Here is a 20,163-nt window from a genome sequence, read left to right on the forward strand (position 1 = left end):
CGCCATCCGTAACGTGATCGCGATGCTGAGATACGCGCTCAAACGTCTCCTGTCCCTGTGCCTGAGCCTGATCGTCGCGTCGGTGGTCATCTTCGCCGTGATCGAAGTGGCGCCGGGGGATCCGGCCGCGTTCATGCTGGGCGTCAACGCGCAGCCCGACACGCTGGCGGCGCTCCGGGCCGAGCTTGGCCTCGACGTTCCGAAGCTCCAACGCTACCTGGCATGGGTGGGCGGCATGCTGAGCGGGGATTTCGGCACCTCCTACACCTATCGCACGCCGGTGGCCCAGATGATCGCCGACCGCCTGTGGGTATCGCTGCCGCTGGCGCTCTATGCGCTGGCGCTGTCCACGGCCATTGCCTTTCCCGCCGGGATCTATGCCGCCGCGCGACGCGGGCAGCCGGGCGACATGGCGGTGATGGGTGCCACGCAGCTGGGCGTCGCGGTGCCGAATTTCTGGTTCGCGATGATGCTTGTGCTGATCTTCGCCATCAACCTGCGCTGGTTCGGCGCGGGCGGCTTTCCGGGCTGGGACAAGGGCCTGTGGCCCGGCATCCACGCCCTGACCCTGCCCGCCATCGCGCTGGCCCTGCCGCAGGCGGCGATCCTGGCGCGGGTGATGCGGTCGTCGCTGCTCGACATCCTGGGCGAGGATTTCATGCGCACCGCCCGCGCCAAGGGCCTGACCCGGCGGCAGGCGCTGTGGCGGCACGGCCTGCGCAACGCGCTGATCCCCGTGCTGACCATCATCGGGCTGCAATTCTCGTTCCTGCTGGCGGGCTCGATCATTATCGAGCAGGTGTTCTTTCTGCCGGGCCTCGGCCGGCTGATCTTTCAGGCGATCTCGTCGCGGGACCTGATCGTGGTGGAATCGGTGGTCATGCTGCTGGTCTTCGCGGTGATCTCGGTCAATTTCCTGGTCGACCTGGCCTATGCCGCCGTCGATCCGCGGTTGAGGGCGCGGACATGAGCCGCAACCTGATCCTGGGCGCGGCGCTGTCGTCGCTGGTGGTGCTGGCGGCACTGGTCTCGTTCCTCTGGACGCCGTTCGATCACGCCGCGATGAACATCCCCGACAAGCTGCGCCCGCCCGGCGGCGCGAACCTGCTGGGCACCGACCATTTCGGCCGCGACATCGCCTCGATGATCATGGTCGGCGCGCGCACCTCGATCGCGGTGGCGCTGGTGGCGGTGGGCATCGGCATGACCCTGGGCGTGCCGCTGGGCCTGACCGCTGCAGCGCGCAAGGGGTCGTGGCTGGACGAGGTGATCATGCGCGGCAACGACCTGGTCTTTGCCTTTCCCAGCCTTGTCATCGCCATCCTGATCACCGCTGTCTTTGGCCCCGGCGCGGTGAACGCGATCATCGCCATCGGCATTTTCAACATCCCCGTTTTCGCCCGCATCACCCGTGGCGCGGCGCTGTCGCTGTGGGAACGCGAGTTCATCCTGGCCGCCCGCGTTGCCGGCAAGGGCGCGGCGCGCATCTCGGCCGAGCACATCCTGCCCAACGTGGCCAACCTGCTGATCGTGCAGGGCACCATCCAGTTCTCGCTGGGTATCCTCGCCGAGGCCGGGCTGTCCTATGTGGGCCTGGGCGCGCAGCCGCCCACGCCCAGCTGGGGCCGGATGCTGGCCGATGCGCAGACCATGGTCAGTTTCGCGCCCCACATGGCGTTGATTCCCGGCGTGGCGATCATCGTCACGGTGCTGGGGCTGAACCTGCTGGGCGACGGGCTGCGCGACTGGCTGGACCCGCGCATAAGGGTGGCGCGCACATGAGCCTGCTCGAGATATCGGGGCTGTCGCTGTCGATCCACGCCCAGCCGGTGCTGCACGGCATCGACCTGTCGATCGCACCGGGTGAGATCGTGGCGGTCACCGGCGAAAGCGGATCGGGCAAGTCGATGACCGCGCTGGCGGTGATGCAGCTGCTGCCCGGCGGCGCGCGTTGCGACGGCGCGATCCGCCTGGACGGGACCGAGATCCTCAACCTGCCCGAATCGCGGCTCTGTGCCCTGCGCGGCGCCACGGTCGGCATGGTGTTCCAGGAGCCGATGACGGCGCTGAACCCGGTGCGCACCATCGGCGATCAGGTGATGGAGACGATCCTGATCCACAAGGCGATGTCACCCGAGGCCGCCGAGGCCCGCGCGCGCGAGGTTCTGGACCGTGTTGGCCTGCCGCCCGAGCGGTTTCCGTTGGCGCGCTATCCGCATGAGCTGAGCGGGGGGCAGAGGCAGCGGGTGGTGATCGCCATGGCCATCGCGCTGCGTCCCAAACTGCTGATCGCGGACGAGCCGACAACCGCGCTGGACGTGACCACCCAGGCGCAGATCCTCGACCTGCTCAAGGGGCTGGTGCAGGAGTTCGGCATGGGGCTGCTGATGATCACCCATGACCTTGCGGTGGTCGCCGGCATGGCCGACCGGATCGCGGTGATGCGCCACGGCGAAGTGGTCGAGACCGGCCCGACCCGGCACCTGCTGGCCGACATGCGGCATCCCTATACGCGGATGCTGTTCCAGGCGTCGGGCCATCGCGTCGACCTGCCCCCGACCCGCACCGAAGAGCCGCTGTTGCAGGTCGAGAACGTCAGCCGCGACTATCGCCTGCCGCGCCGCGCCCTTTTTGCGCGGCCCGGGTATCACCGCGCAGTGGACGGGGTCAGCTTTGCCCTCGACCGGGGCGAGCGCCTGGGGCTGGTGGGCGAGTCGGGATGCGGAAAATCGACCCTGACACGGGCGATTCTGGGTCTGGAAGAGGTGCAGTCGGGGCAGATCCGGCTGGACGGCGAACCGGTCTTTTCCGGCCATCGCCCCAATATGCGCATCCGGCGCAAGATGCAGGTCGTGTTCCAGGACCCCTATGGCAGCTTCAATCCGCGCCACCGGGTCGAACGGCTGATCACCGAGCCCTTCCACCTGCTGGAGGATCCGCCCGAGGGGCCCGAGCGGGCCGAGGCCATTGCCGAGGCGCTGGAGGCGGTCGGGCTGCGCGCGAAGGATGCCGCAAAGTATATCCACGAGTTCTCGGGAGGGCAGCGCCAACGCATCGCCATCGCGCGGGCCCTCATCATCAAGCCCGAGCTGATCCTGTTCGACGAGGCGGTCTCGGCGCTGGATGTTTCGGTGCGCGCGCAGATCCTCGACCTGATGGCCGAGCTGTGCCGCAGCCACAACCTGACCTATCTGTTCATCAGCCATGATCTGAGCGTGGTGCGCACGATCACCGACCGGGTGCTGGTGATGCAGGCCGGCCGGATCGTCGAACAGGGCGAAACCGAGCAGGTGTTCAGCGACCCCCGGCACCCCTATACCAAAAGCCTGATCGAGGCCGCGCCGGTGCTGCCCGATCCCGAGGAAATCCGCAGGAGCCAAGGCCATGTCTGACGCAATCTGGTTCGACCCCGCCCTCTGCCTGATCGGCGGCACCTGGCGCGCGGCCGCGAGCGGCGACACGCTGGGTCTGCTCAACCCCTCGGACGGGTCCGAACTGGCCCGCATCGCGCGCGGTTCGGCCGAGGATATCGACGCCGCCGTGGCCGCGGCCGAGGCCGCCCGCGCCAGTGACTGGGGAAAGATGACAGCGACCGAGCGCGGCCGCTGCCTGACCCGGCTGGGGCAACTGGTGTCGCAGCGCATAGACGAGCTGGCGCGGCTCGAGGCGCTGGATGTCGGCAAGCCGCTGGCGCAGGCCCGCGCCGATGCCGTGGCGCTGGCGCGCTACTGCGAGTTCTACGGCGGCGCGGCCGACAAGGTGACGGGCCAAACCATCCCCTATCTCGACGGCTACACCGTCTATACCCTGCGCGAACCGCATGGGGTCACGGGCCATATCGTGCCGTGGAACTATCCGATGCAGATCATCGGCCGTTCGGTCGGCGCGGCGCTGGCGATGGGCAATGCCTGCGTGCTGAAACCGGCCGAAGAGGCCTGCCTCACCGCGCTGGCCTTCGCGCATCTGGCCGAGGAGGCCGGCTTGCCGCCCGGCGCGCTGAACGTGGTGCCGGGACTGGGGGCCGAGGCCGGGGCGGCACTTTCGGCGCATCCGGGCATCCACCACGTCTCGTTCACCGGCTCGGTCGCTACCGGCGCGCTGGTGCAGCAGGCGGCGGGGCGCAACGTGGTGCCGGTGACGCTGGAGCTGGGCGGGAAATCGCCGCAGCTGGTCTTTGACGATGCCGACCTGGGGGCCGCCTTGCCGTTTCTGGTCGGCGCCGGCATCCAGAACGCCGGACAGACCTGCTCGGCCTCGTCGCGCATCCTGGTCCAGCGCGGCGTCTATGCCGAGATCCGCGAGCGCATGGCCGCCGCCTACGCGGAACTGACGGTCGGTCCGGCATTGGACGACCTGCGGGTGGGGCCGCTGATCTCGGACCGGCAGAAGGGCATCGTCACCGGTTTCCTGGAGCGTGGAACCGATCTCAACCTGGTTGCGCAGGGGCGGATCGTCGATCATGCGCCCGATACCGGGGCCTATGTTCCGCCGACGCTCTTTGCCGACGTGCCGCCCGATCATCCGCTGGCCCGCGACGAGATCTTTGGGCCGGTGCAGGTGCTGATCCCCTTCGATACCGAGGACGAGGCCGTGACCATCGCCAACGGCACCGATTACGGGCTGGTGGCCGGGATCTGGACCGCCGATGGCGGGCGCCAGATGCGGCTGGCGAAACGGCTGCGGGCGGGACAGGTGTTCATCAACAATTACGGCGCCGGCGGCGGCGTCGAACTGCCCTTCGGCGGGGTCGGCAAATCCGGTCACGGCCGCGAGAAGGGATTCGAGGCGCTTTACGGGTTCTCGCAGCTCAAGACCGTGGCCGCCTGCCACGGCTGAGCCGCGCGGGTCAGACGATGACCTCGATCGCCTGCTGCGCGCCGACGCCGAACACCCTCTTGTAGCGGGCAATCTCCTCGGGCGGACCCATCGCCTTTTCGGGATTGTCCGACAGCTTGACCGTCGGCCGGCCATTGGCCGACACCGCCTTGCACACCAGCGAGAACGGCGCCAGCCCGTCGCCCGGCACCAGGCCGCGGAAATCGTTGGTCAGCAGGGTGCCCCAGCCGAACGAGACCTTGGCGCGATGGGCGAATTGCGCGTGCAGTTCGGCGATCTTCTCCACGTCCAGCCCGTCGGAGAAGATGATGCGCTTGTCCGCCGGATCCTCGCCGCGCGAGCGCCACCAGTCGATGGCGATCTCGGCCGCGGTCGCGGGATCTCCGCTGTCGATGCGGATGCCGGTCCATCCGGCCAGCCAGTCGGGCGCGTGGTCGAGAAACCCCCTGGTGCCGTAGGTGTCGGGCAGGATGATGCGCAGGTTGCCGTCATGCTCGTCATGCCAGTCGCTGAGAACGTCATAGGGCGCCTGCGCCAGCGCTTCGTCGCTTTCGGCCAGGGCGGAATAGACCATCGGCAGCTCATGCGCGTTGGTGCCGATCGCCTCGACCTCGCGGCGCATGGCGATCAGGCAATTCGAGGTGCCCGCGAAACTGCTGCCCAGCCCCTCGATCATCGCCTGCACGCACCAGTCCTGCCAGAGGAAGGAATGCCGCCGACGGGTGCCGAAATCGGCGATGCCCAACCCTTCGATCTTGCGCAGCCGCTCGATCTTTTCCCACACGCGGGTCATCGCGCGGGCATAGAGCACCTGCAGTTCGAACCGGCGCATGTCGTGCAGCACCGCGCGCGAGCGCAGCTCCATCAGCACGGCCAGCGCCGGGATCTCCCACAGCATCACCTCGTGCCACTTGCCCTCGAAGGTCAGCTCGTACTGGTCGCCCCGGCGCTCCAGGTGATAGGCTGGCAGGCGCAGCCCCTCGAACCACTCCATGAAATCCGGGCGGAACATCTGCCGCTTGCCGTAGAAAGTGTTGCCGCGCAGCCAGGTGCTCTCGCCCCGGCTGAGGCGGAGCGAGCGGATATGGTCCAGCTGCTCGCGCAACTCTCCCTCGTCGATCAGCCGGGCCAGCGGCACATGCCTGGATCGGTTTATGAGCGAGAACGTCACCTGGGTCTCGGGCTTGTTGCGGAACACCGACTGGCACATCAGCAGCTTGTAGAAATCGGTGTCGATCAGGGATCGGATGATCGGGTCGATCTTCCACTTGTGATTATAGACGCGTGTCGCGATATCCACGGATCGGCCCTCGTCGATGTGAGTCGGTCATGGATACGGCAGCCGGCCCGGCAAGGCAATTATCGGCGGCCGGGTCGCGCGTGGACACCTGGCCCGCGATCTCCACCCACGATCCCGGGGCGGGAGGGGTTCAACCTGTCGGCCTTGCGCGCGGGCAGGTCAGGAACTCGCAACCGATTTCAGATCAAGGCCACGCCCGCGCCGCGCATCGCGCCCAGCGCCGCTGCCAGCGAGTTGTCCATGTCGATGGCGCGGCAGGCGTCCTGGCGCACGGCCACGTGAAACCCCAGCTCGGCGGCGTCCACCGCCGAGTAGTGCACGCAGAAATCCGTGGCCAGCCCGGCCAGGGTCACGCGGTCGATCCCGCGATTGCGCAGATACCCCTCCAGCCCGGTCGGCGTGGTCCGGTCGTTCTCGAAAAACGCGGAATAGCTGTCGATGCCGGGGCGGAATCCCTTGCGCAGGATCAGGTCGGCATCTGCGCGCAGATCGGAGTGCAATTCCGCGCCCCGGCTACCCTGGACGCAATGGTCGGGCCAGAGGATCTGCTGGCCATAAGGCATCTCGACCGTCTCGAAAGGCGCCTTGCCCGTCTGCGACGACGCGAAGGAGGAGTGGCCCGCCGGATGCCAGTCCTGGGTCACCACCACCGCGTCGAATTCGCCCATCATGTCGTTGATCGCGGCGACCACCTCGTCGCCTCCGGGCACCGCCAGCGCACCGCCGGGGCAAAAATCGTTCTGAACGTCGATCACCACGAGCGCGTGCATGCAAGGAACCTCGTCTTTTGCCGGGTCTGTCGGCCCCAGCTAAGCCGCAGGTTTTCGCTCGGGTCAACCGCCGCCTCTCGTCAAACTGCCGGAATCGGGGTAACCGGCTGTCAGGGGGGCTGCAAGGATGCATGCCGACGACGTGAGATTGACGACCGCGCTGGCGACCCGGCTGGTCGATACGCAGATGCCGCGTTTCGCGGGCCGCCCCGTGCGCCCGCTTTCGGCGCTGGGCACCGACAACTGGCTGTTCCGGCTGGGGCCGTCGCATGTGCTGCGCTTTCCGCGCAGGGCCTCGGCAGTGCGGCTGCTGGAACGCGAACTGGCCTGCCTGCCCCGCTTTCCGGGCCTGCCGCTGGCAATCCCACGCCCCGTGGCCACCGGCGACGCGGGCGAGGGATACCCCTGGCCCTGGGCCGTCTATGACTGGATCGAGGGCACCCAGGCGACGCCCGCGTCGCTGCGCGACCCACAGGAGGTCGCCGGGGAACTGGCCGGATTCCTGCGCGCCTTCCAGGCGCTGCCGGGTCTCGACGGGCCGATCGCCGGAAGCACCAACCACCTGCGCGGGGTGCCGCTGGAGCGGCTCGATGACCGCGTGTGCGCGGCCATTTCCGGGCTGAGCGACCTCTATGACGCCGCCGACCTGCGCGACAGGTGGGACGCCGCGCGCGACAGCCCGCCCTGGGACAAGGCGCCGGTGTGGATCCACGGTGACCTGCAACCGGGCAACCTGCTGCTGCGCGACGGGCGGCTGGCGGCAGTCATCGATTTCGGACTGATGGCGCGCGGGGATCCCGCCGTCGACCTGATCCCGGCCTGGGCGCTGTTCGATGCAGCGGGCCGTGCCGCGTTTCTCGACGCGATGTCCCCGGATCCGGCGACAATCCGGCGCGGCCGGGGCTGGGCGCTCTATGCCGGGCTGGTGGCGCTGGACTACTACCGCCACAGCCATGTGCCGCTGGCGCGGGCCAGCCGGCGGACCATCGAGCAGGTGCTTGGCGACACCGCCGGCTGACGCTTGCGCGGCGCGCGCGGCGGGTCTATCTGAGCGCCATGTACACGATTGCCGCGCTCTACCACTTCACCCGGTTCGAGGATCCCGCCGCGCTGAAACCCGCGCTCGAGGATCTGTGCCGGGCGCATTCGGTCAAGGGCACGCTTCTGCTGGCCCGCGAGGGGCTGAACGGCACGATCGCCGGGCCGCGCGCGGGCATCGACGCGGTGCTGGCGCATCTGCGCGGCCTGCCCGGCTGCGATGGGCTGGAATGGAAGGAAGCGACATCCCACAGCCCGCCCTTTGGCAAGATGAAGGTCCGCCTGAAGAAAGAGATCGTCACCATGGGTCAGCCCGACGTGGACCCCCGCGCCCGCGTCGGCCATTATGTCGAACCCGAGGACTGGAACGACCTGATCCGCAGCCCGGATGTGGCGGTGATCGACACGCGCAACGATTATGAGGTCGCCATCGGCACGTTCGAGGGCGCGATAGACCCTGATACGGCCAGTTTCCGCGATTTCCCTGCCTGGTGGGAGGCCAACAAGGAGCGGTTCCACAACAAGCGGATCGCCATGTTCTGCACCGGCGGAATCCGCTGCGAAAAGTCCACCAACTACCTGCTGGGGCAGGGCATCGACGAGGTATATCACCTCAAGGGCGGCATCCTGCGCTATCTCGAGGAGGTGCCCGAGGATCAAAGCGCCTGGAATGGAGAGTGTTTCGTCTTCGACAACCGGGTCTCGGTCGGCCACGGGCTGGCCGAGGGCCCGCACGAGCTGTGCCACGGCTGCCGCCGGCCGATCCTGCCCGACGACAAGCTGCGCCCGGAATATGAACAGGGCGTGTCCTGCCATCAGTGCATCGACGAGACCTCCGAGGCCGACAAGGCACGGTTCCGCGAGCGCCAGAAGCAGATCGCCCTGGCCCGCGCCCGCGGCGAGGCGCATCTGGGCGGGACCTGAGGAAATGCCGAAAACGGTTGCATCCCGGCCGATCTGCCGAACAGATTGAGGCGACGGACAGGGGGCGGCAGATGACGACCGGAATGCGCGAAGACTGGACATCGACGGTGCTGGCCGCCTCGGGCCTGGTGTCGGTCAGCGTCCTGGCCTTCTACCTGCTGTCGAACCTGGGCGCCGACACGGCCGGCAACACCTTCGGAACCGTGGCCATGTTCGGGCTCTGCCTTTGGCTGGTGGTGCAGCTCTGGGTCTACATGACCCGGATCCAGACCCCGCGCCGGCAGCTGTTCCTGATGGGGATCTCCTTCATCCAGGTGGTGCCGTTCCTGTTCGCGGCAGTCTACGGCGCCTTCGGCTATGCCGATATCTGCGTCGTCGGGGCAAAGAACCCTTCGGATCTGCTCTATTTCTCCTATGTCACCTTCACCACGGTCGGCTTCGGCGACCTGCACCCGGTGGGCGTCTGCCGGATCCTCGCGGTGGCCGAGGCGGTGACCGGATACATCCTTCTTGGCCTCTTCGTGGCCGCCGCGGTCGCCATGTACGGCAACAGCCACAAAGCCGGATGACCCGACCCGATTTCCCGAACCGATGGAGACCCCATGACCGCGATCACGCCGGACCTTCTGACCGAAATCCGCAGCCGCTTTGCCCAGATCGACCATTGCCCGCAGCAGGGTCCGCGCATCTTCTTCGAGAATGCCGGCGGCGCGCTGACGCTGAAATCAGTGGTCGAGACCTCGGGGCGGTATGCGGCGATCCCCGACAACCAGGGGCGCGACAACCCCGGCAGCAAGGAGCTGGTCCGCACCATCGACCGGGCAAAGGCGGACATGCGCGTGCTGATGAACGCGCCCGATGGGCAGTTCTTCGTCGGCGAGAGCGGCACCGAGCTTTTGTTCCGGCTGATCATGAACGCCTGCCTGGGCAGCGGCGCGGGCGTCGTTCTCGGCTCGACGCTGGAGCATCCCGCGACCCGCTCGGCCTGTGGACGCTGGGCCCGCATCGCCGGGCAGCGGCACGTGCTGGTTGCCCATGACCACGCGACCGGCACGGTCGGGACCGAGGCCTATGCCGCTGCGGTCACGCCCGACACCAGGGTCGCGACGATCATCCACACTTCGCCCGTCACCGGGATGGGCGTCGATGTCGCCGCAATTGCTGCCGCGATCCGCGCTGTGGCGCCCAAGTGCTACATCATCGTCGACGGCATCCAGCACGCCGCGCATGGGCGCATCGACATCGACTCCTACGATGTCGACGGCTATGTGATCTCGCCCTACAAGATGTTCTCGCGTCACGGCTACGGCCTGGCCTGGATCTCGGACCGACTGACGAAATTGCCGCATGACGCGCTTCTGGACGGACCCGCGGATAATTGGGAACTGGGCACCCGCGACACCGGGGCCTATGCGACCCTTTCGGATCTGGCCGAGTACCTGGACTGGCTGGGCGGCCAGATCAGCGATGCCACCGAGCGGCGCGAACGGATCGTCGCCGCGGGCACGGCGATCCATGCGCAGGAGAAGACGCTGACCGATGCGATGATCCACGGCACCGGCAACCTGGCGGGGCTGGACGCCATGCCGCGGGTGCACATCATCGGCGGTTCCGACAACCCCGCGCGCGAGGGGCTGGTCTCGCTCTGGGTCGAGGGGATCGACGCGGCCGAGGTCGTGGCCCGTCTGAACGCGGCGCGCATCCGCACCCATCTGCGCAAGCCCGACCACTACTCCGGCAACATTCTGGACCCTTTGGGCCTGGACGGCTGCGTGCGCGTGTCGATGTGCCACTACAACAGCCTGCACGAGGTCGCCCAGTTCCTCGCCGCGATGAACGAGATCGCCAACTGATCCTTCGCCGGCGCACAACGAAATAATGCGCAACGGCGACGAAAAATTTGTGGGTGCGCGGCCTGTCCCTGCGTTAGCCTGCGCCTCGCAGCGAAAGGAGACCCCCGCCCATGAAAACCCACGCGCAGGTCGTCGTCATCGGGGGCGGCCTTGTCGGCTGCTCGATCCTCTACCACCTGGCCAAGCTGGGCTGGACCGATGTGGTGCTGCTGGAGCGTGACGAGCTGACCAGCGGATCCACCTGGCACGCGGCGGCCAATATCCACGGGCTGCACGACAACAACAACGTCACCCGGATCCAGCATTACACCATGAACCTTTATAAGGAGCTGGAGCTGGAGACCGGACAGGGCTGCGGCGTGTTCCAGCCCGGATCGCTCTACCTGGCCCGGACCGAGGATCGCGAGCACCAGCTGCGCCTGCAGGAGGCCAAGGCGCGGTTCTACGGGCTGAACTTCTACGAGGTCAGCCGCGAACAGGCGATGGAGCTGCACCCGCTGGCGCAGTTCGACGATATCCGCTGCATCATGTACGAACCCGAAGGCGGCAACGTGGACCCGTCGGGCGTGACCATGGCCTATGCCGCCGGCGCCCGGGCCATGGGGGCCGAGATTCAGCGGTTTTGCCCCGTAACAGGGACTGAATCTCAGCCCGACGGCAGCTGGATCGTGCGCACGCCCAAGGGTGACATCTGCACGCAATGGGTGGTCAATGCCGGCGGCTTGTGGGGCCGCGAGGTGGCGGCGATGGCGGGGATCACCCTGCCGCTGCAACCGACCGAGCACCAGTATTTCGTCACCGAAACGATCCCCGAGGTTGCCGCGATGGGCCGCCGCCTGCCCTCGATCGCCGACCGCGACGGCGAATACTACTTCCGGCAGGAGGGCAACGGTTTCCTCATCGGCGCCTATGAGCGCGACGTCCGGTTCTGGGCCGAGGACGGCACGCCGCTGGATTTCGCCCATGACCTGTTTCCCGACGACCTGGACCGGATCATGGAGAACGTGATCCGCGCGACCGAGCGCGTGCCCGCCGCCGCCGCAGCCGGGGTCAAGCGGGTCATCAACGGGCCGATGATCTGGTCGCCCGACGCCAACGCGATCTGGGGTCCGGTGCCCGAGCTGCGCAACTATTTCTGCTGCACCGGCATCATACCCGGCTTCTCGCAATCCGGCGGTCTGGGCCTGTTGGCGGCGCAATGGATCATCGAGGGCGAGCCGCAATACGACATGTTCGCCTGGGATCTGGCGCGGTTCGGCGACTGGGCCGGCAAGGCCTTCACCAAGGCGCGGGTGCAGGACCAGTATGCCCACCGCTTCGCCATCCATTTCCCCAACGAGGAACGCAGCGCCGGCCGGCCCGCGCGGGTCCGCCCCGCCTACGAGATGCAGAAAGAGATGGGCTGCGTTCACGGCCTGAACTGCGGCTGGGAGCATCCGCTTTGGTTCGCCGACACACCCGGCGTGAAGGACACCAACAGCTTCACCCGCCAGAACTGGTGGGAGCCGGTGGGCCGCGAGGTGCGTATGCTGCGGGAGAACGTCGGCGTGATCGACATCTCGAACTTCGCCAATTACGTCATCAAGGGGCCGGGTGCGCATGACTGGCTCGACCGGCTGGTCGCCAACCGGGTTCCCACGCAAGTTGGCCGCTCCTGCCTCACGCCGCTGATCTCCGTGCGCGGCGGGGTGGCGGGCGATTTCACCATCACCATGGTCGATCGTGACGAATACATGATGGTGGGTTCCGGCATGGCCGAACGCTATCACCAGCGGTTCTTCAACATGGTGCCGCTGCCCGAAGGCACGACGCTGGAGGTGGCCACTGATCGCATCGCCGGATTCAACATCGCGGGACCAAAGGCGCGCGAAGTATTGCAGCGGCTGACCAATGCCGACTTGTCGAACGAGGCCTTCCGCTTCATGCGCTCGGCGCAGATCGAGGTGGCCGGCGTGGCCTGTCTCGCCATCCGCGTCAGCTTCTCCGGCGACCTGGGGTGGGAGCTGCATTGCGCCGAATCCGACCAGATCAGGCTCTACACCGCGCTTTTGGACACAGCGCGAGAGGCTGGCGGCGGGCCGGTGGGCGGCCGCGCGCTGGGCAGCCTGCGGATCGAGAAGGGCTATGGCTCCTGGGGCCGCGAATACAGCCAGGAATACTGGCCGCAGGAGGTCGGGCTGGATCGGCTGATCAAGCTGGACAAGGATTTCCTGCACAAGGACGCGTATCTGAAGATCAAGGACAACGCCCCGCGCGAGATCCTGTCGGTCTTCGAGATCGAGGCTGACCACAACGCCGATGCCAGCGGCGGAGAGCCGGTCTTTACCCCGGATGGCAGATCCGTCGGCCGCGTCACCTCGGGCGCTTACGGCTATTCGGTCGGCAAATCGCTGGCGCTGGGCTATGCCGATCCCAAGGTGGCCGGGCCGGGCGACGCGGTCGAGGTCTATGTGCTGGGCAAACCGCACAAGGCGCGGATCCTGCCGCAGGCCCCCTTCGACCCGGAGGGCAAGCGGCTGCGCGGCTGATCGCCTCCAGCATTCCCGTCCCGGGCTTGACCCGGGACCTCGACCGTCAAGCCGGGCAAGGGCTCCCGGACCGGGCCACCGGCGCGACCTGCTGCGACCTCACCGGTCCATCTCCGCCGCCTGCCCCTGCAGCCAATCCTTGAACAGCCGCACCGCCGCCCCCGGCATCCGGTCCTTGAACCGCACGCAATAGAGCCAGGGGCAGTCCATCTCGGCCGCGAACGGTTCGATGACGAGGCCGCGCGCCGTGAACGGGCCGATCAGCGACCGCGGAACGGCAGCACAGCCCAGCCCCTGCGCGGCCCATTCGATGGCCAGCGCCGTCACGTCGGTCTGCAGCCCGCCCGGCATCGCCAGACGCGGCAGGCCGAAATGCCGCGCGACCCGATCCCAGTAATCCAGCCGCCCGAGAATGCGGATCAGGTCCGCCTCGGGCAATTGCGCCGGATCGCTCAGGGCGGCACCGCGCACGCGGAAATCCGGCGCGCAGATCACCGCCAGCCGGTCGGCCCACAGCCGGGTCGCGTCGGCGGGCAACTCGTCTTCGTGGCAGACGGTGATCGAGACATCGGCGACATCGGCCTCCACATCGGACCAGACGGTGCCGTGCACCGTCAGCTGGATCTCGGGATGGGCCGCGTGAAACCCGCGCACTGCCCCGGCCAACCAATGCGCGGCCAGGCTGGTGGGGCAGGACACCACCACCTCGCGCTTGCGCGGCTGGGTCAGGATCGCCTCGGTCGCGGTGTCGATCTGTTGCAGCGCCTGACGTACGCTGGGCAGATAGGCCTCGCCCAGTTCAGTGAGCGCCAGCGACCGCGGCAGCCGGACGAAAAGCGGCCGGCCGATGAACTCTTCCAGCGAGCGGACATGGTTGCTGACCGCCGATTGCGTCAGGCTCAGTTCGTCGGCGGCGGCGGTAAAGCTCGACAGGCGCGCCGCGGCCTCGAAGGAGCGCAGGAATGGAAGATGCGGCAAGTGTTTCATGGCGCCCACCCTAATACCGGCATCCCGCGCAAAAGACCCCGATGACGACATGCCATGTCGGGAAAGGACATGCGCCCGGTTTTTGCCTGTCCGAGCCTGACAGGATGGACACCGGCAGCCGACAGACCCCGTTCGGGCGCCTCGCCGCCTTCACGCTCGACACCGCGCCCGAGGCGATCCCCGCGCGAACACGCGAATTCGCGGCGCTGATGATGCTCGACACGCTGGGCGTCACCATCGCCGCCGCGCCGATGCAGGCCGGGGTCATCGCCCGCGAGACGGCGACGCTGCTGTTTGCCAGCGCTGAGAAGGCGACTCAGGCCCGGATGCTGTTCGACGGGCGCGCGGTCGGCCTGGCCGGGGCGGCCTATGCCGCCGCGACGCAGACCGACAACCTGGACGCCCATGACGGCTATAACCCGACCAAGGGGCATATCGGCGTGGTGGCTGTTCCCGCGCTGGCCGCACTGGCCGAGCATGCGCCGGGTCTGAGCGGCCAGCAGGCGCTGGCGGCCCTGGTGATCTGCTACGAGGTCGCGGGCCGGGCCGGCATGGCGCTGCACGGCACGGTCAGCGACTATCACACCTCCGGGGCGTGGAACGCGCTGGGCGTGGCCGCGATGGCCGCCCGCCTGCGCGGACACAGCCCGGAGCAGCTGCGGCAGGCGCTGGGCATCGCCGAATATCACGGCCCGCGCAGCCAGATGATGCGCGAGATCGCCAATCCGACCATGCTGCATGACGGCTCGGGCTGGGGCGCGCTGACCGGCCTGTCGGCGGCCATCCTGGCGGAACGCGGCTTCACCGGCGCCCCGGCGATCACCGTCGAGGGTGATGCGGTCGCGGCCTATTGGCAGGATCTCGGCCGGTTCTGGCAGATGGACCACCAATATGTGAAACCCTACCCGATCTGCCGCTGGGCCCATGCCGCGATCGACGCGGTGCGCCAGGTGATGGCCGAACACGACCTGCCGCCCGAGCGGATCCGCGCCGTGCGGATCGCAAGCTTTCACCAGGCCGTCTGCCTGTTTCCCGGGCTTCCGGACACCACCTCGCAGGCGCAGTATTCGCTGCCATTCGCGGTTGCAGTGCAGATCGTGCACGGGCGGATCGGGGTCGAGCACATCTCGGGCGACGGTCTGCGCGACGCCCGCGTGGCCGAGATGATCCGGCGCATCACCGTGTCCGAATCGCCCCGCCACAACTGGCGTTTTCCCGAGGGGCGCTGGGCCGATGTGGTGATCGAGACCACCGATGGCCAAGAGCTGGCCTCGGGCGATGTCCATGCGCGCGGCGGACCCGAGGCTCCGATGGAGCGTGACGAGGTGATCGGCAAATACATTGATTTCGCGGCGCCGGTTCTAGGCGCCACGCGCGCCGGCGCCATCCGCGATGCCACCCTGAGGCTGGTGCAGCCCGGCAGCCGCTTTGAAGACCTGGCCGAGCTCATCTATGCGCCGTCGGCCCCGGCCAGCGGATAGGCCGCCAGCGCATCGTGGCGCGCCCCGTCCCGGCGCAACACCGACCGGTAGAGCACAAGCTCGGCCACCGGACCCGCATCGAGACGAAACCCGGACTCGGCCGCCAGGATCTGCGGCACGTCACCCGCGTCCCAGGGTTGCAGCCGTGCCAGGGTCACATGCGGGCGGAATCGCCGGCGCGGCAACTTCAGGCCGGCCCGCCGCACCGCGCGCTGCACTTCCGAATGCAGGGCGTCCAGGGCCGCGTCCCGCACGACCGCGGCCCCGATCACGCGCGGCGCCGCCCCACCCAGCGCGACCAGCCCCTCCAGGCGCAGTGCGCAGGCCGGCAGGTCCGCAAGCTCCAGCTCGTCGTTCAGCGCCGACAGGTCCGCTTCGCTGCGGTCGTCCAGAAACGCCAGCGTGACATGCAGGTTGTCGACAGGCACCGCCCGCCCAACCGGAATCGACGCTTGCAACGCACCCAGCCGGGCGCGCGCGTCTTCGGAGAGTGGCAGGGCAAGAAAACTGCGCATGTTCCATCCCGGACCTGGGATCATCCATCTTGGCCGGCGCCGATGCACGGCGTGGCGACCCCGGCAGGATTCGAACCTGCAACCTGCCCCTTAGGAGGGGGCTGCTCTATCCAGTTGAGCCACGGGGCCGTTCGCGGCCGTGTCTAGCCGGAATTCTTCGGGTTGTCATGGGGGTTTGCTGGCGCTTGCGCCGGTTCGTTGCTTCACTGTAGCATCCGACCAAACCACCTGCAGGAAATCCCTTGGCATCAGATACAAAACGCCCGCTCACCCTCCGCGATGTTTCCGAGGCGTCCGGGGTTTCGGAAATGACCGTGAGCCGTGTTCTGCGCAATCGCGGCGACGTTTCCGAAGCCACCCGCGCCCGCGTCCTGGAGGCGGCAAAGGAGCTGGGATACGTACCCAACAAGATCGCGGGCGCCCTGGCCTCCAGCCGGGTGAACCTGGTTGCGGTGATCATCCCGTCGCTGTCCAACATGGTCTTTCCCGAGGTCCTGACCGGGATCAACCAGGTGCTCGAGAACACTGATCTTCAGCCGGTGGTCGGCGTCACCGACTATCTGCCGGAGAAAGAGGAAAAAGTGCTCTACGAGATGCTGTCCTGGCGTCCCTCGGGCGTCATCATCGCCGGGCTGGAGCATTCCGATGCCAGCCGCGCCATGCTGCAGGCCGCGGGCATTCCCGTGGTCGAGATCATGGACACCGACGGCAAGCCGGTCGATGCGATGGTGGGGATCTCGCATCGCCGGGCGGGGCGCGAGATGGCGCAGGCGATCCTCAAGGCGGGCTATGGCCGGATCGGCTTCATGGGCACCAAGATGCCGCTGGACCACCGGGCGCGGAAGCGGTTCGAGGGGTTCACCGAGGTTCTGGCCAAGAACGGGATCGAGATCGAAGACCGGGATTTCTACTCCGGCGGCTCGGCGCTGGCCAAGGGGCGCGAGATGACGCAGGCCATGCTGGAACGCTCGCCGGATCTGGATTTTCTCTACTATTCCAACGATATGATCGGTGCCGGAGGGCTGCTCTACCTGCTGGAACAGGGCGTGGACATTCCCGGCCAGATCGGGCTGGCCGGGTTCAACGATGTCGAACTGCTGCAAGGATTGCCGCGCCGGCTGGCGACGATGGATGCCTGCCGGCTGGAGATCGGGCGCACCGCCGCCGAGATCATCGCGACCCGCCTGGAAGACCCGGAGACCGGGATCGAGACGCAGGTGACGCTGGCCCCCAAGATCAGCTATGGCGACACGCTGAAGCGGCGCTGACCCGGTGGCCGTGCAACGTCTGGACAATGCGGCGGCCCGGGCCCTGTTCCTGGACCGGCACGCCCTGGCCGAACAACCCGCCGGGCCGGCCAAGGGGGACGCCCTGCTGGAGTTGATTCACCGGCTCGGCTTCGTCCAACTCGACAGCATCAACACCGTCGCGCGCGCGCATGACATGATCCTGTTCTCGCGTCGCCCGACCTATCGCGCGCGCAACCTCAAAAGGCTCTACGAAGTCGATCGGACCTTGTTCGAGCATTGGACCCATGATGCCGCGGTGATCCCGATGGCATTCTACCCGCAGTGGCACCTGCGCTTTCGCCGCGATGCCGACCTGCTCAAGGCGCGGTGGAAGAACTGGCGCCGCGACGGGTTCGAAGAGCGGTTCGAGGCGGTCCTGCGTCGCATCCGCGACCACGGCCCGGTCAGCTCGTCCGATGTGGGCAGCGACGAGCGGAAAGGCTCGGGCGGCTGGTGGGACTGGCATCCGTCCAAGACCGCGCTGGAATATCTGTGGCGCTCCGGTGCATTGACCGTTGTCGGGCGCGAGGGGTTTCGAAAGGTCTATGACCTGACCGAGCGGGTGATCGAGGCGGATCTCTGTCCCGGTGCACTGCCCTGCGACGAGGGGGCGACGGTGGACTGGCTGTGCAATGCCGCACTGGACCGGCTGGGCTTTGCGACATCGGGCGAGATTGCGGCCTTCTGGGACACCGTGCGCCCGGACGAGGCCAAGCCCTGGTGTGAGCGCGCGCTGGCGCGGGGTGAGGTCGAACGCATCGCCGTGACCTGTGCCGACGGGTCGGACCGGCCGTGCCTTGCCCGGTTCGATGCCGTCGAAGCGGCCGACCGCGCGCGCCCCGCACCGGGCCGGATACGCGTGCTGAGCCCCTTCGATCCGGCGCTGCGGGACCGGGCGCGGGCCGAGCGGCTGTTCGGGTTTCACTACCGGATCGAGGTCTTCGTGCCCGAGGCGAAACGCAAATACGGCTATTACGTCTTTCCGCTGATGGAGCGCGACCGCCTGATCGGGCGGATCGACATGAAGGCCCGGCGCGACGCGGGCGTTCTGCAGGTGCGCGCGTTGTGGCCCGAACGCGGTATCAGGTGGTCGCCCGCACGCACGCGCCGGCTCGAGGCGGAACTGGACCGGGTGCGCCGCTTTGCCGGGTTGGACGATGTCGGGTTCGATGCGGGCTGGCTGCGCGACGCGCTTTAGCCGTTGTCGCGCTTGCGGGACAGGACGAGGTCGGGCAGCACCAGGGTCTCGATCAACGCCTCGCACAGACCGACGCAATCGGTGCAGCCCACGCAGGGGCCCTGCAGCCCATAGATCTCGGTCGCCAGCGCGTCGGCGTTCCGGGTGTCGGTTTTTCCACGGTCGATCTGCATTTTCTTTCGGTCCGAGCCCCTCTCTGAAATCATAAAATCCGTCAGCGAACCGAGTCGGTCAATGCCCTGCAAGTCACGTTTTGTTACCTGACCGCCGGATCAGGCGGGTTCGCCCAGCATCAATTCGACCGGATCGAGCCCGTCCACCACGCCCCGCAAGCGGTCGCCGGGCCGGACCGGGCCGACACCTGCCGGCGTTCCGGTCAGGATCAGGTCGCCGGGGCGCAGGTGGTAGAATCCGGACAAATGGGCCAGGATCTCGTCGATTGTCCAAACCAGCTCGGACAGGGTCGCCGCCTGGCGCTCCTCTCCGTTCACGCTCAGGCGAATTGCAGTGTCGCCGCGCGGCTGCCAGTCGGCGGCGGGTGTCAGCGGGCCGAACACCGCGCCATTCTCGACATCCTTGCCCAGATCCCAGGGCCGCTGCTTCTTGCGCTCGCGGATCTGCAGGTCGCGCCGGGTCATATCGAGCGCGCAGCCATATCCGAAAACGGCCCTGCCGGCCTCGGCCCTATCCGCTTGAAACAATTGGCGCCCCACGGCCACGGCAAGCTCCATCTCGTGGTGGTAATCCTCGGTGCCGGGAGGATAGGACGCCACGGTTCCGCTCAGCACCGCGTTGGCCGCCGATTTGGTGAAATAGAACGGCGCCTCACGGTCGACCTCGACGCCCATCTCGGCGGCATGCGCGGCATAGTTCCGGCCCACGCAGAAGATCCGGCCGATCGGATAGGTGGCAGTCTCGCCACGGACGGGGATACCCGGGATGTCGGGCAGCGGGAACAGCGGTCGGGCCATGTGGATCCTCCGGTATCTCGGTGTGGCGACTGTGGGTCGTGTCGTGGCTCGGAGCAAGCCCGCCAAGCTGCATCGTCAAAGGCACGGCACCGAATCACCTGGCAACCACCTGACGGCTCATTCACGCGATCAGGCCCATTCCGGCGGAAATCTGCCGCTTTCGAACAACAACCTAGGATTGTATCGGCATAAATCCGCGCAATTTCCAAGGAGTAACCTCGATGCAAAGGTTATTCCTTGCACTCTGCTTTCCGATCGCTCTTTGTGGGATCAGACGATTGCTCGGGCTGTCGCATGCCGGTTCGACCGGTGACGGTAGTCAGAGTAAAATCCTTCGGGGCGTTGTTTGCGGGACTATCCCCCAGATACCCGCGGACGTTCATACGGGGCTTATTTTTCGGCCCCGTCTCGCGCCCTGAGGCTGCGGTGCTTCGGATCCGTCCGTCGTACCGCTTGCCAGGCACAGCAGCTAC

Annotated in this window: 18 protein-coding genes and 1 tRNA gene; 12 read left to right on the plus strand and 7 right to left on the minus strand. The window is 67.5% G+C overall.

Going from position 1 to position 20,163, the window contains the following annotated elements:
- Positions 1-22 precede the first annotated feature (22 nt).
- The 4 genes from BMX57_RS08360 to BMX57_RS08375 are packed head-to-tail and all read left to right on the plus strand — an operon-like array spanning position 23 to position 4,836.
- A complete protein-coding gene (locus tag BMX57_RS08360; RefSeq protein ID WP_092365541.1) occupies positions 23-970 on the plus strand; it encodes an ABC transporter permease in 948 nt (315 codons plus the stop codon).
- Positions 967-1,782, plus strand: a complete 816-nt coding sequence (locus tag BMX57_RS08365) for an ABC transporter permease (protein WP_092365015.1) — start codon at positions 967-969, stop codon at positions 1,780-1,782. The genes BMX57_RS08360 and BMX57_RS08365 overlap by 4 nt, the downstream gene beginning before the upstream one ends.
- Positions 1,779-3,392, plus strand: coding sequence for an ABC transporter ATP-binding protein (locus BMX57_RS08370; protein ID WP_092365018.1), 1,614 nt, complete (start codon positions 1,779-1,781; stop codon positions 3,390-3,392). The genes BMX57_RS08365 and BMX57_RS08370 overlap by 4 nt, the downstream gene beginning before the upstream one ends.
- Positions 3,385-4,836 (plus strand): aldehyde dehydrogenase family protein, encoded by a 1,452-nt coding sequence (locus tag BMX57_RS08375; RefSeq protein WP_092365021.1) that lies wholly within the window; start codon positions 3,385-3,387, stop codon positions 4,834-4,836. Before BMX57_RS08370 ends, BMX57_RS08375 begins: the two co-directional genes overlap by 8 nt.
- A gap of 10 nt (positions 4,837-4,846) precedes the next feature.
- On the opposite strand, the gene pncB is transcribed toward BMX57_RS08375, so the two are convergent.
- Entirely contained in the window at positions 4,847-6,136 is a 1,290-nt protein-coding gene (pncB, locus tag BMX57_RS08380) for a nicotinate phosphoribosyltransferase (RefSeq protein ID WP_092365024.1), read from the minus strand.
- Positions 6,137-6,315: 179 nt separating this feature from the next.
- Complete coding sequence (gene pncA, locus BMX57_RS08385; RefSeq protein ID WP_092365027.1) at positions 6,316-6,906, minus strand: bifunctional nicotinamidase/pyrazinamidase; 591 nt, start codon at positions 6,904-6,906, stop codon at positions 6,316-6,318.
- 142 nt (positions 6,907-7,048) lie between these two features.
- Between pncA and BMX57_RS08390 the strand changes: the two genes are divergently transcribed.
- The 5 genes from BMX57_RS08390 (at position 7,049) to BMX57_RS08410 (ending at position 13,249) form a co-directional block, all read left to right on the plus strand.
- Positions 7,049-7,924, plus strand: a complete 876-nt coding sequence (locus BMX57_RS08390; RefSeq protein ID WP_177175420.1) for an aminoglycoside phosphotransferase family protein — start codon at positions 7,049-7,051, stop codon at positions 7,922-7,924.
- Positions 7,925-7,962: 38 nt separating this feature from the next.
- Entirely contained in the window at positions 7,963-8,868 is a 906-nt protein-coding gene (gene trhO, locus BMX57_RS08395; protein WP_092365032.1) for an oxygen-dependent tRNA uridine(34) hydroxylase TrhO, read from the plus strand.
- A gap of 71 nt (positions 8,869-8,939) precedes the next feature.
- A complete protein-coding gene (locus BMX57_RS08400) occupies positions 8,940-9,437 on the plus strand; it encodes a potassium channel family protein (RefSeq protein ID WP_092365035.1) in 498 nt (165 codons plus the stop codon).
- A gap of 33 nt (positions 9,438-9,470) precedes the next feature.
- Positions 9,471-10,721: an aminotransferase class V-fold PLP-dependent enzyme gene (locus BMX57_RS08405; RefSeq protein WP_092365038.1), complete on the plus strand. Its 1,251-nt coding sequence runs from the start codon at positions 9,471-9,473 to the stop codon at positions 10,719-10,721.
- A gap of 110 nt (positions 10,722-10,831) precedes the next feature.
- A complete protein-coding gene (locus BMX57_RS08410) occupies positions 10,832-13,249 on the plus strand; it encodes a GcvT family protein (RefSeq protein ID WP_092365041.1) in 2,418 nt (805 codons plus the stop codon).
- A gap of 99 nt (positions 13,250-13,348) precedes the next feature.
- Here BMX57_RS08410 and BMX57_RS08415 read toward each other — a convergent pair whose 3' ends face one another.
- Complete coding sequence (locus BMX57_RS08415) at positions 13,349-14,236, minus strand: LysR substrate-binding domain-containing protein (RefSeq protein WP_092365043.1); 888 nt, start codon at positions 14,234-14,236, stop codon at positions 13,349-13,351.
- A gap of 104 nt (positions 14,237-14,340) precedes the next feature.
- Between BMX57_RS08415 and BMX57_RS08420 the strand changes: the two genes are divergently transcribed.
- The gene (locus BMX57_RS08420) at positions 14,341-15,717 is read left to right on the plus strand and encodes an MmgE/PrpD family protein (RefSeq protein WP_092365046.1); all 1,377 of its coding nucleotides are present in this window, start codon (positions 14,341-14,343) and stop codon (positions 15,715-15,717) included.
- Here the strand turns inward: BMX57_RS08420 and thpR are convergent.
- Positions 15,687-16,232 (minus strand): RNA 2',3'-cyclic phosphodiesterase, encoded by a 546-nt coding sequence (gene thpR, locus BMX57_RS08425; protein WP_177175421.1) that lies wholly within the window; start codon positions 16,230-16,232, stop codon positions 15,687-15,689. The two genes, BMX57_RS08420 and thpR, sit on opposite strands and share 31 nt — an antisense overlap.
- Positions 16,233-16,284: 52 nt before the next feature.
- Positions 16,285-16,361, minus strand: a tRNA-Arg gene (locus BMX57_RS08430).
- Between the two features lie 113 nt (positions 16,362-16,474).
- Between BMX57_RS08430 and BMX57_RS08435 the strand changes: the two genes are divergently transcribed.
- Together BMX57_RS08435 and BMX57_RS08440 are read left to right on the plus strand one after the other, a co-directional pair.
- Positions 16,475-17,500, plus strand: a complete 1,026-nt coding sequence (locus BMX57_RS08435; protein WP_092365052.1) for a LacI family DNA-binding transcriptional regulator — start codon at positions 16,475-16,477, stop codon at positions 17,498-17,500.
- Between the two features lie 4 nt (positions 17,501-17,504).
- The gene (locus BMX57_RS08440; RefSeq protein ID WP_092365055.1) at positions 17,505-18,719 is read left to right on the plus strand and encodes a winged helix-turn-helix domain-containing protein; all 1,215 of its coding nucleotides are present in this window, start codon (positions 17,505-17,507) and stop codon (positions 18,717-18,719) included.
- On the opposite strand, the gene BMX57_RS20660 is transcribed toward BMX57_RS08440, so the two are convergent.
- Together BMX57_RS20660 and BMX57_RS08445 are read right to left on the minus strand one after the other, a co-directional pair.
- Positions 18,716-18,892, minus strand: coding sequence for a hypothetical protein (locus BMX57_RS20660; RefSeq protein ID WP_177175422.1), 177 nt, complete (start codon positions 18,890-18,892; stop codon positions 18,716-18,718). The two genes, BMX57_RS08440 and BMX57_RS20660, sit on opposite strands and share 4 nt — an antisense overlap.
- Positions 18,893-18,991: 99 nt before the next feature.
- Positions 18,992-19,690 (minus strand): fumarylacetoacetate hydrolase family protein, encoded by a 699-nt coding sequence (locus tag BMX57_RS08445; protein WP_092365058.1) that lies wholly within the window; start codon positions 19,688-19,690, stop codon positions 18,992-18,994.
- Positions 19,691-20,163: the final 473 nt, after the last annotated feature.

This window comes from Cribrihabitans marinus (genome assembly GCF_900109035.1).
Classification (GTDB): domain Bacteria; phylum Pseudomonadota; class Alphaproteobacteria; order Rhodobacterales; family Rhodobacteraceae; genus Cribrihabitans; species Cribrihabitans marinus.

Coding starts and splice junctions, on each gene's coding strand:
- BMX57_RS08360 (WP_092365541.1), top strand. CDS start 23: ATGCTGAGATACGCGCTCAAACGTCTCCTGTCCCTGTGCCTGAGCCTG.
- trhO (WP_092365032.1), top strand. CDS start 7,963: ATGTACACGATTGCCGCGCTCTACCACTTCACCCGGTTCGAGGATCCC.
- BMX57_RS08365 (WP_092365015.1), top strand. CDS start 967: ATGAGCCGCAACCTGATCCTGGGCGCGGCGCTGTCGTCGCTGGTGGTG.
- thpR (WP_177175421.1), bottom strand. CDS start 16,232: ATGCGCAGTTTTCTTGCCCTGCCACTCTCCGAAGACGCGCGCGCCCGG.
- BMX57_RS20660 (WP_177175422.1), bottom strand. CDS start 18,892: ATGCAGATCGACCGTGGAAAAACCGACACCCGGAACGCCGACGCGCTG.
- BMX57_RS08375 (WP_092365021.1), top strand. CDS start 3,385: ATGTCTGACGCAATCTGGTTCGACCCCGCCCTCTGCCTGATCGGCGGC.
- BMX57_RS08400 (WP_092365035.1), top strand. CDS start 8,940: ATGACGACCGGAATGCGCGAAGACTGGACATCGACGGTGCTGGCCGCC.
- pncA (WP_092365027.1), bottom strand. CDS start 6,906: ATGCACGCGCTCGTGGTGATCGACGTTCAGAACGATTTTTGCCCCGGC.
- BMX57_RS08410 (WP_092365041.1), top strand. CDS start 10,832: ATGAAAACCCACGCGCAGGTCGTCGTCATCGGGGGCGGCCTTGTCGGC.
- BMX57_RS08405 (WP_092365038.1), top strand. CDS start 9,471: ATGACCGCGATCACGCCGGACCTTCTGACCGAAATCCGCAGCCGCTTT.
- BMX57_RS08415 (WP_092365043.1), bottom strand. CDS start 14,236: ATGAAACACTTGCCGCATCTTCCATTCCTGCGCTCCTTCGAGGCCGCG.
- BMX57_RS08370 (WP_092365018.1), top strand. CDS start 1,779: ATGAGCCTGCTCGAGATATCGGGGCTGTCGCTGTCGATCCACGCCCAG.
- BMX57_RS08445 (WP_092365058.1), bottom strand. CDS start 19,690: ATGGCCCGACCGCTGTTCCCGCTGCCCGACATCCCGGGTATCCCCGTC.
- BMX57_RS08420 (WP_092365046.1), top strand. CDS start 14,341: ATGGACACCGGCAGCCGACAGACCCCGTTCGGGCGCCTCGCCGCCTTC.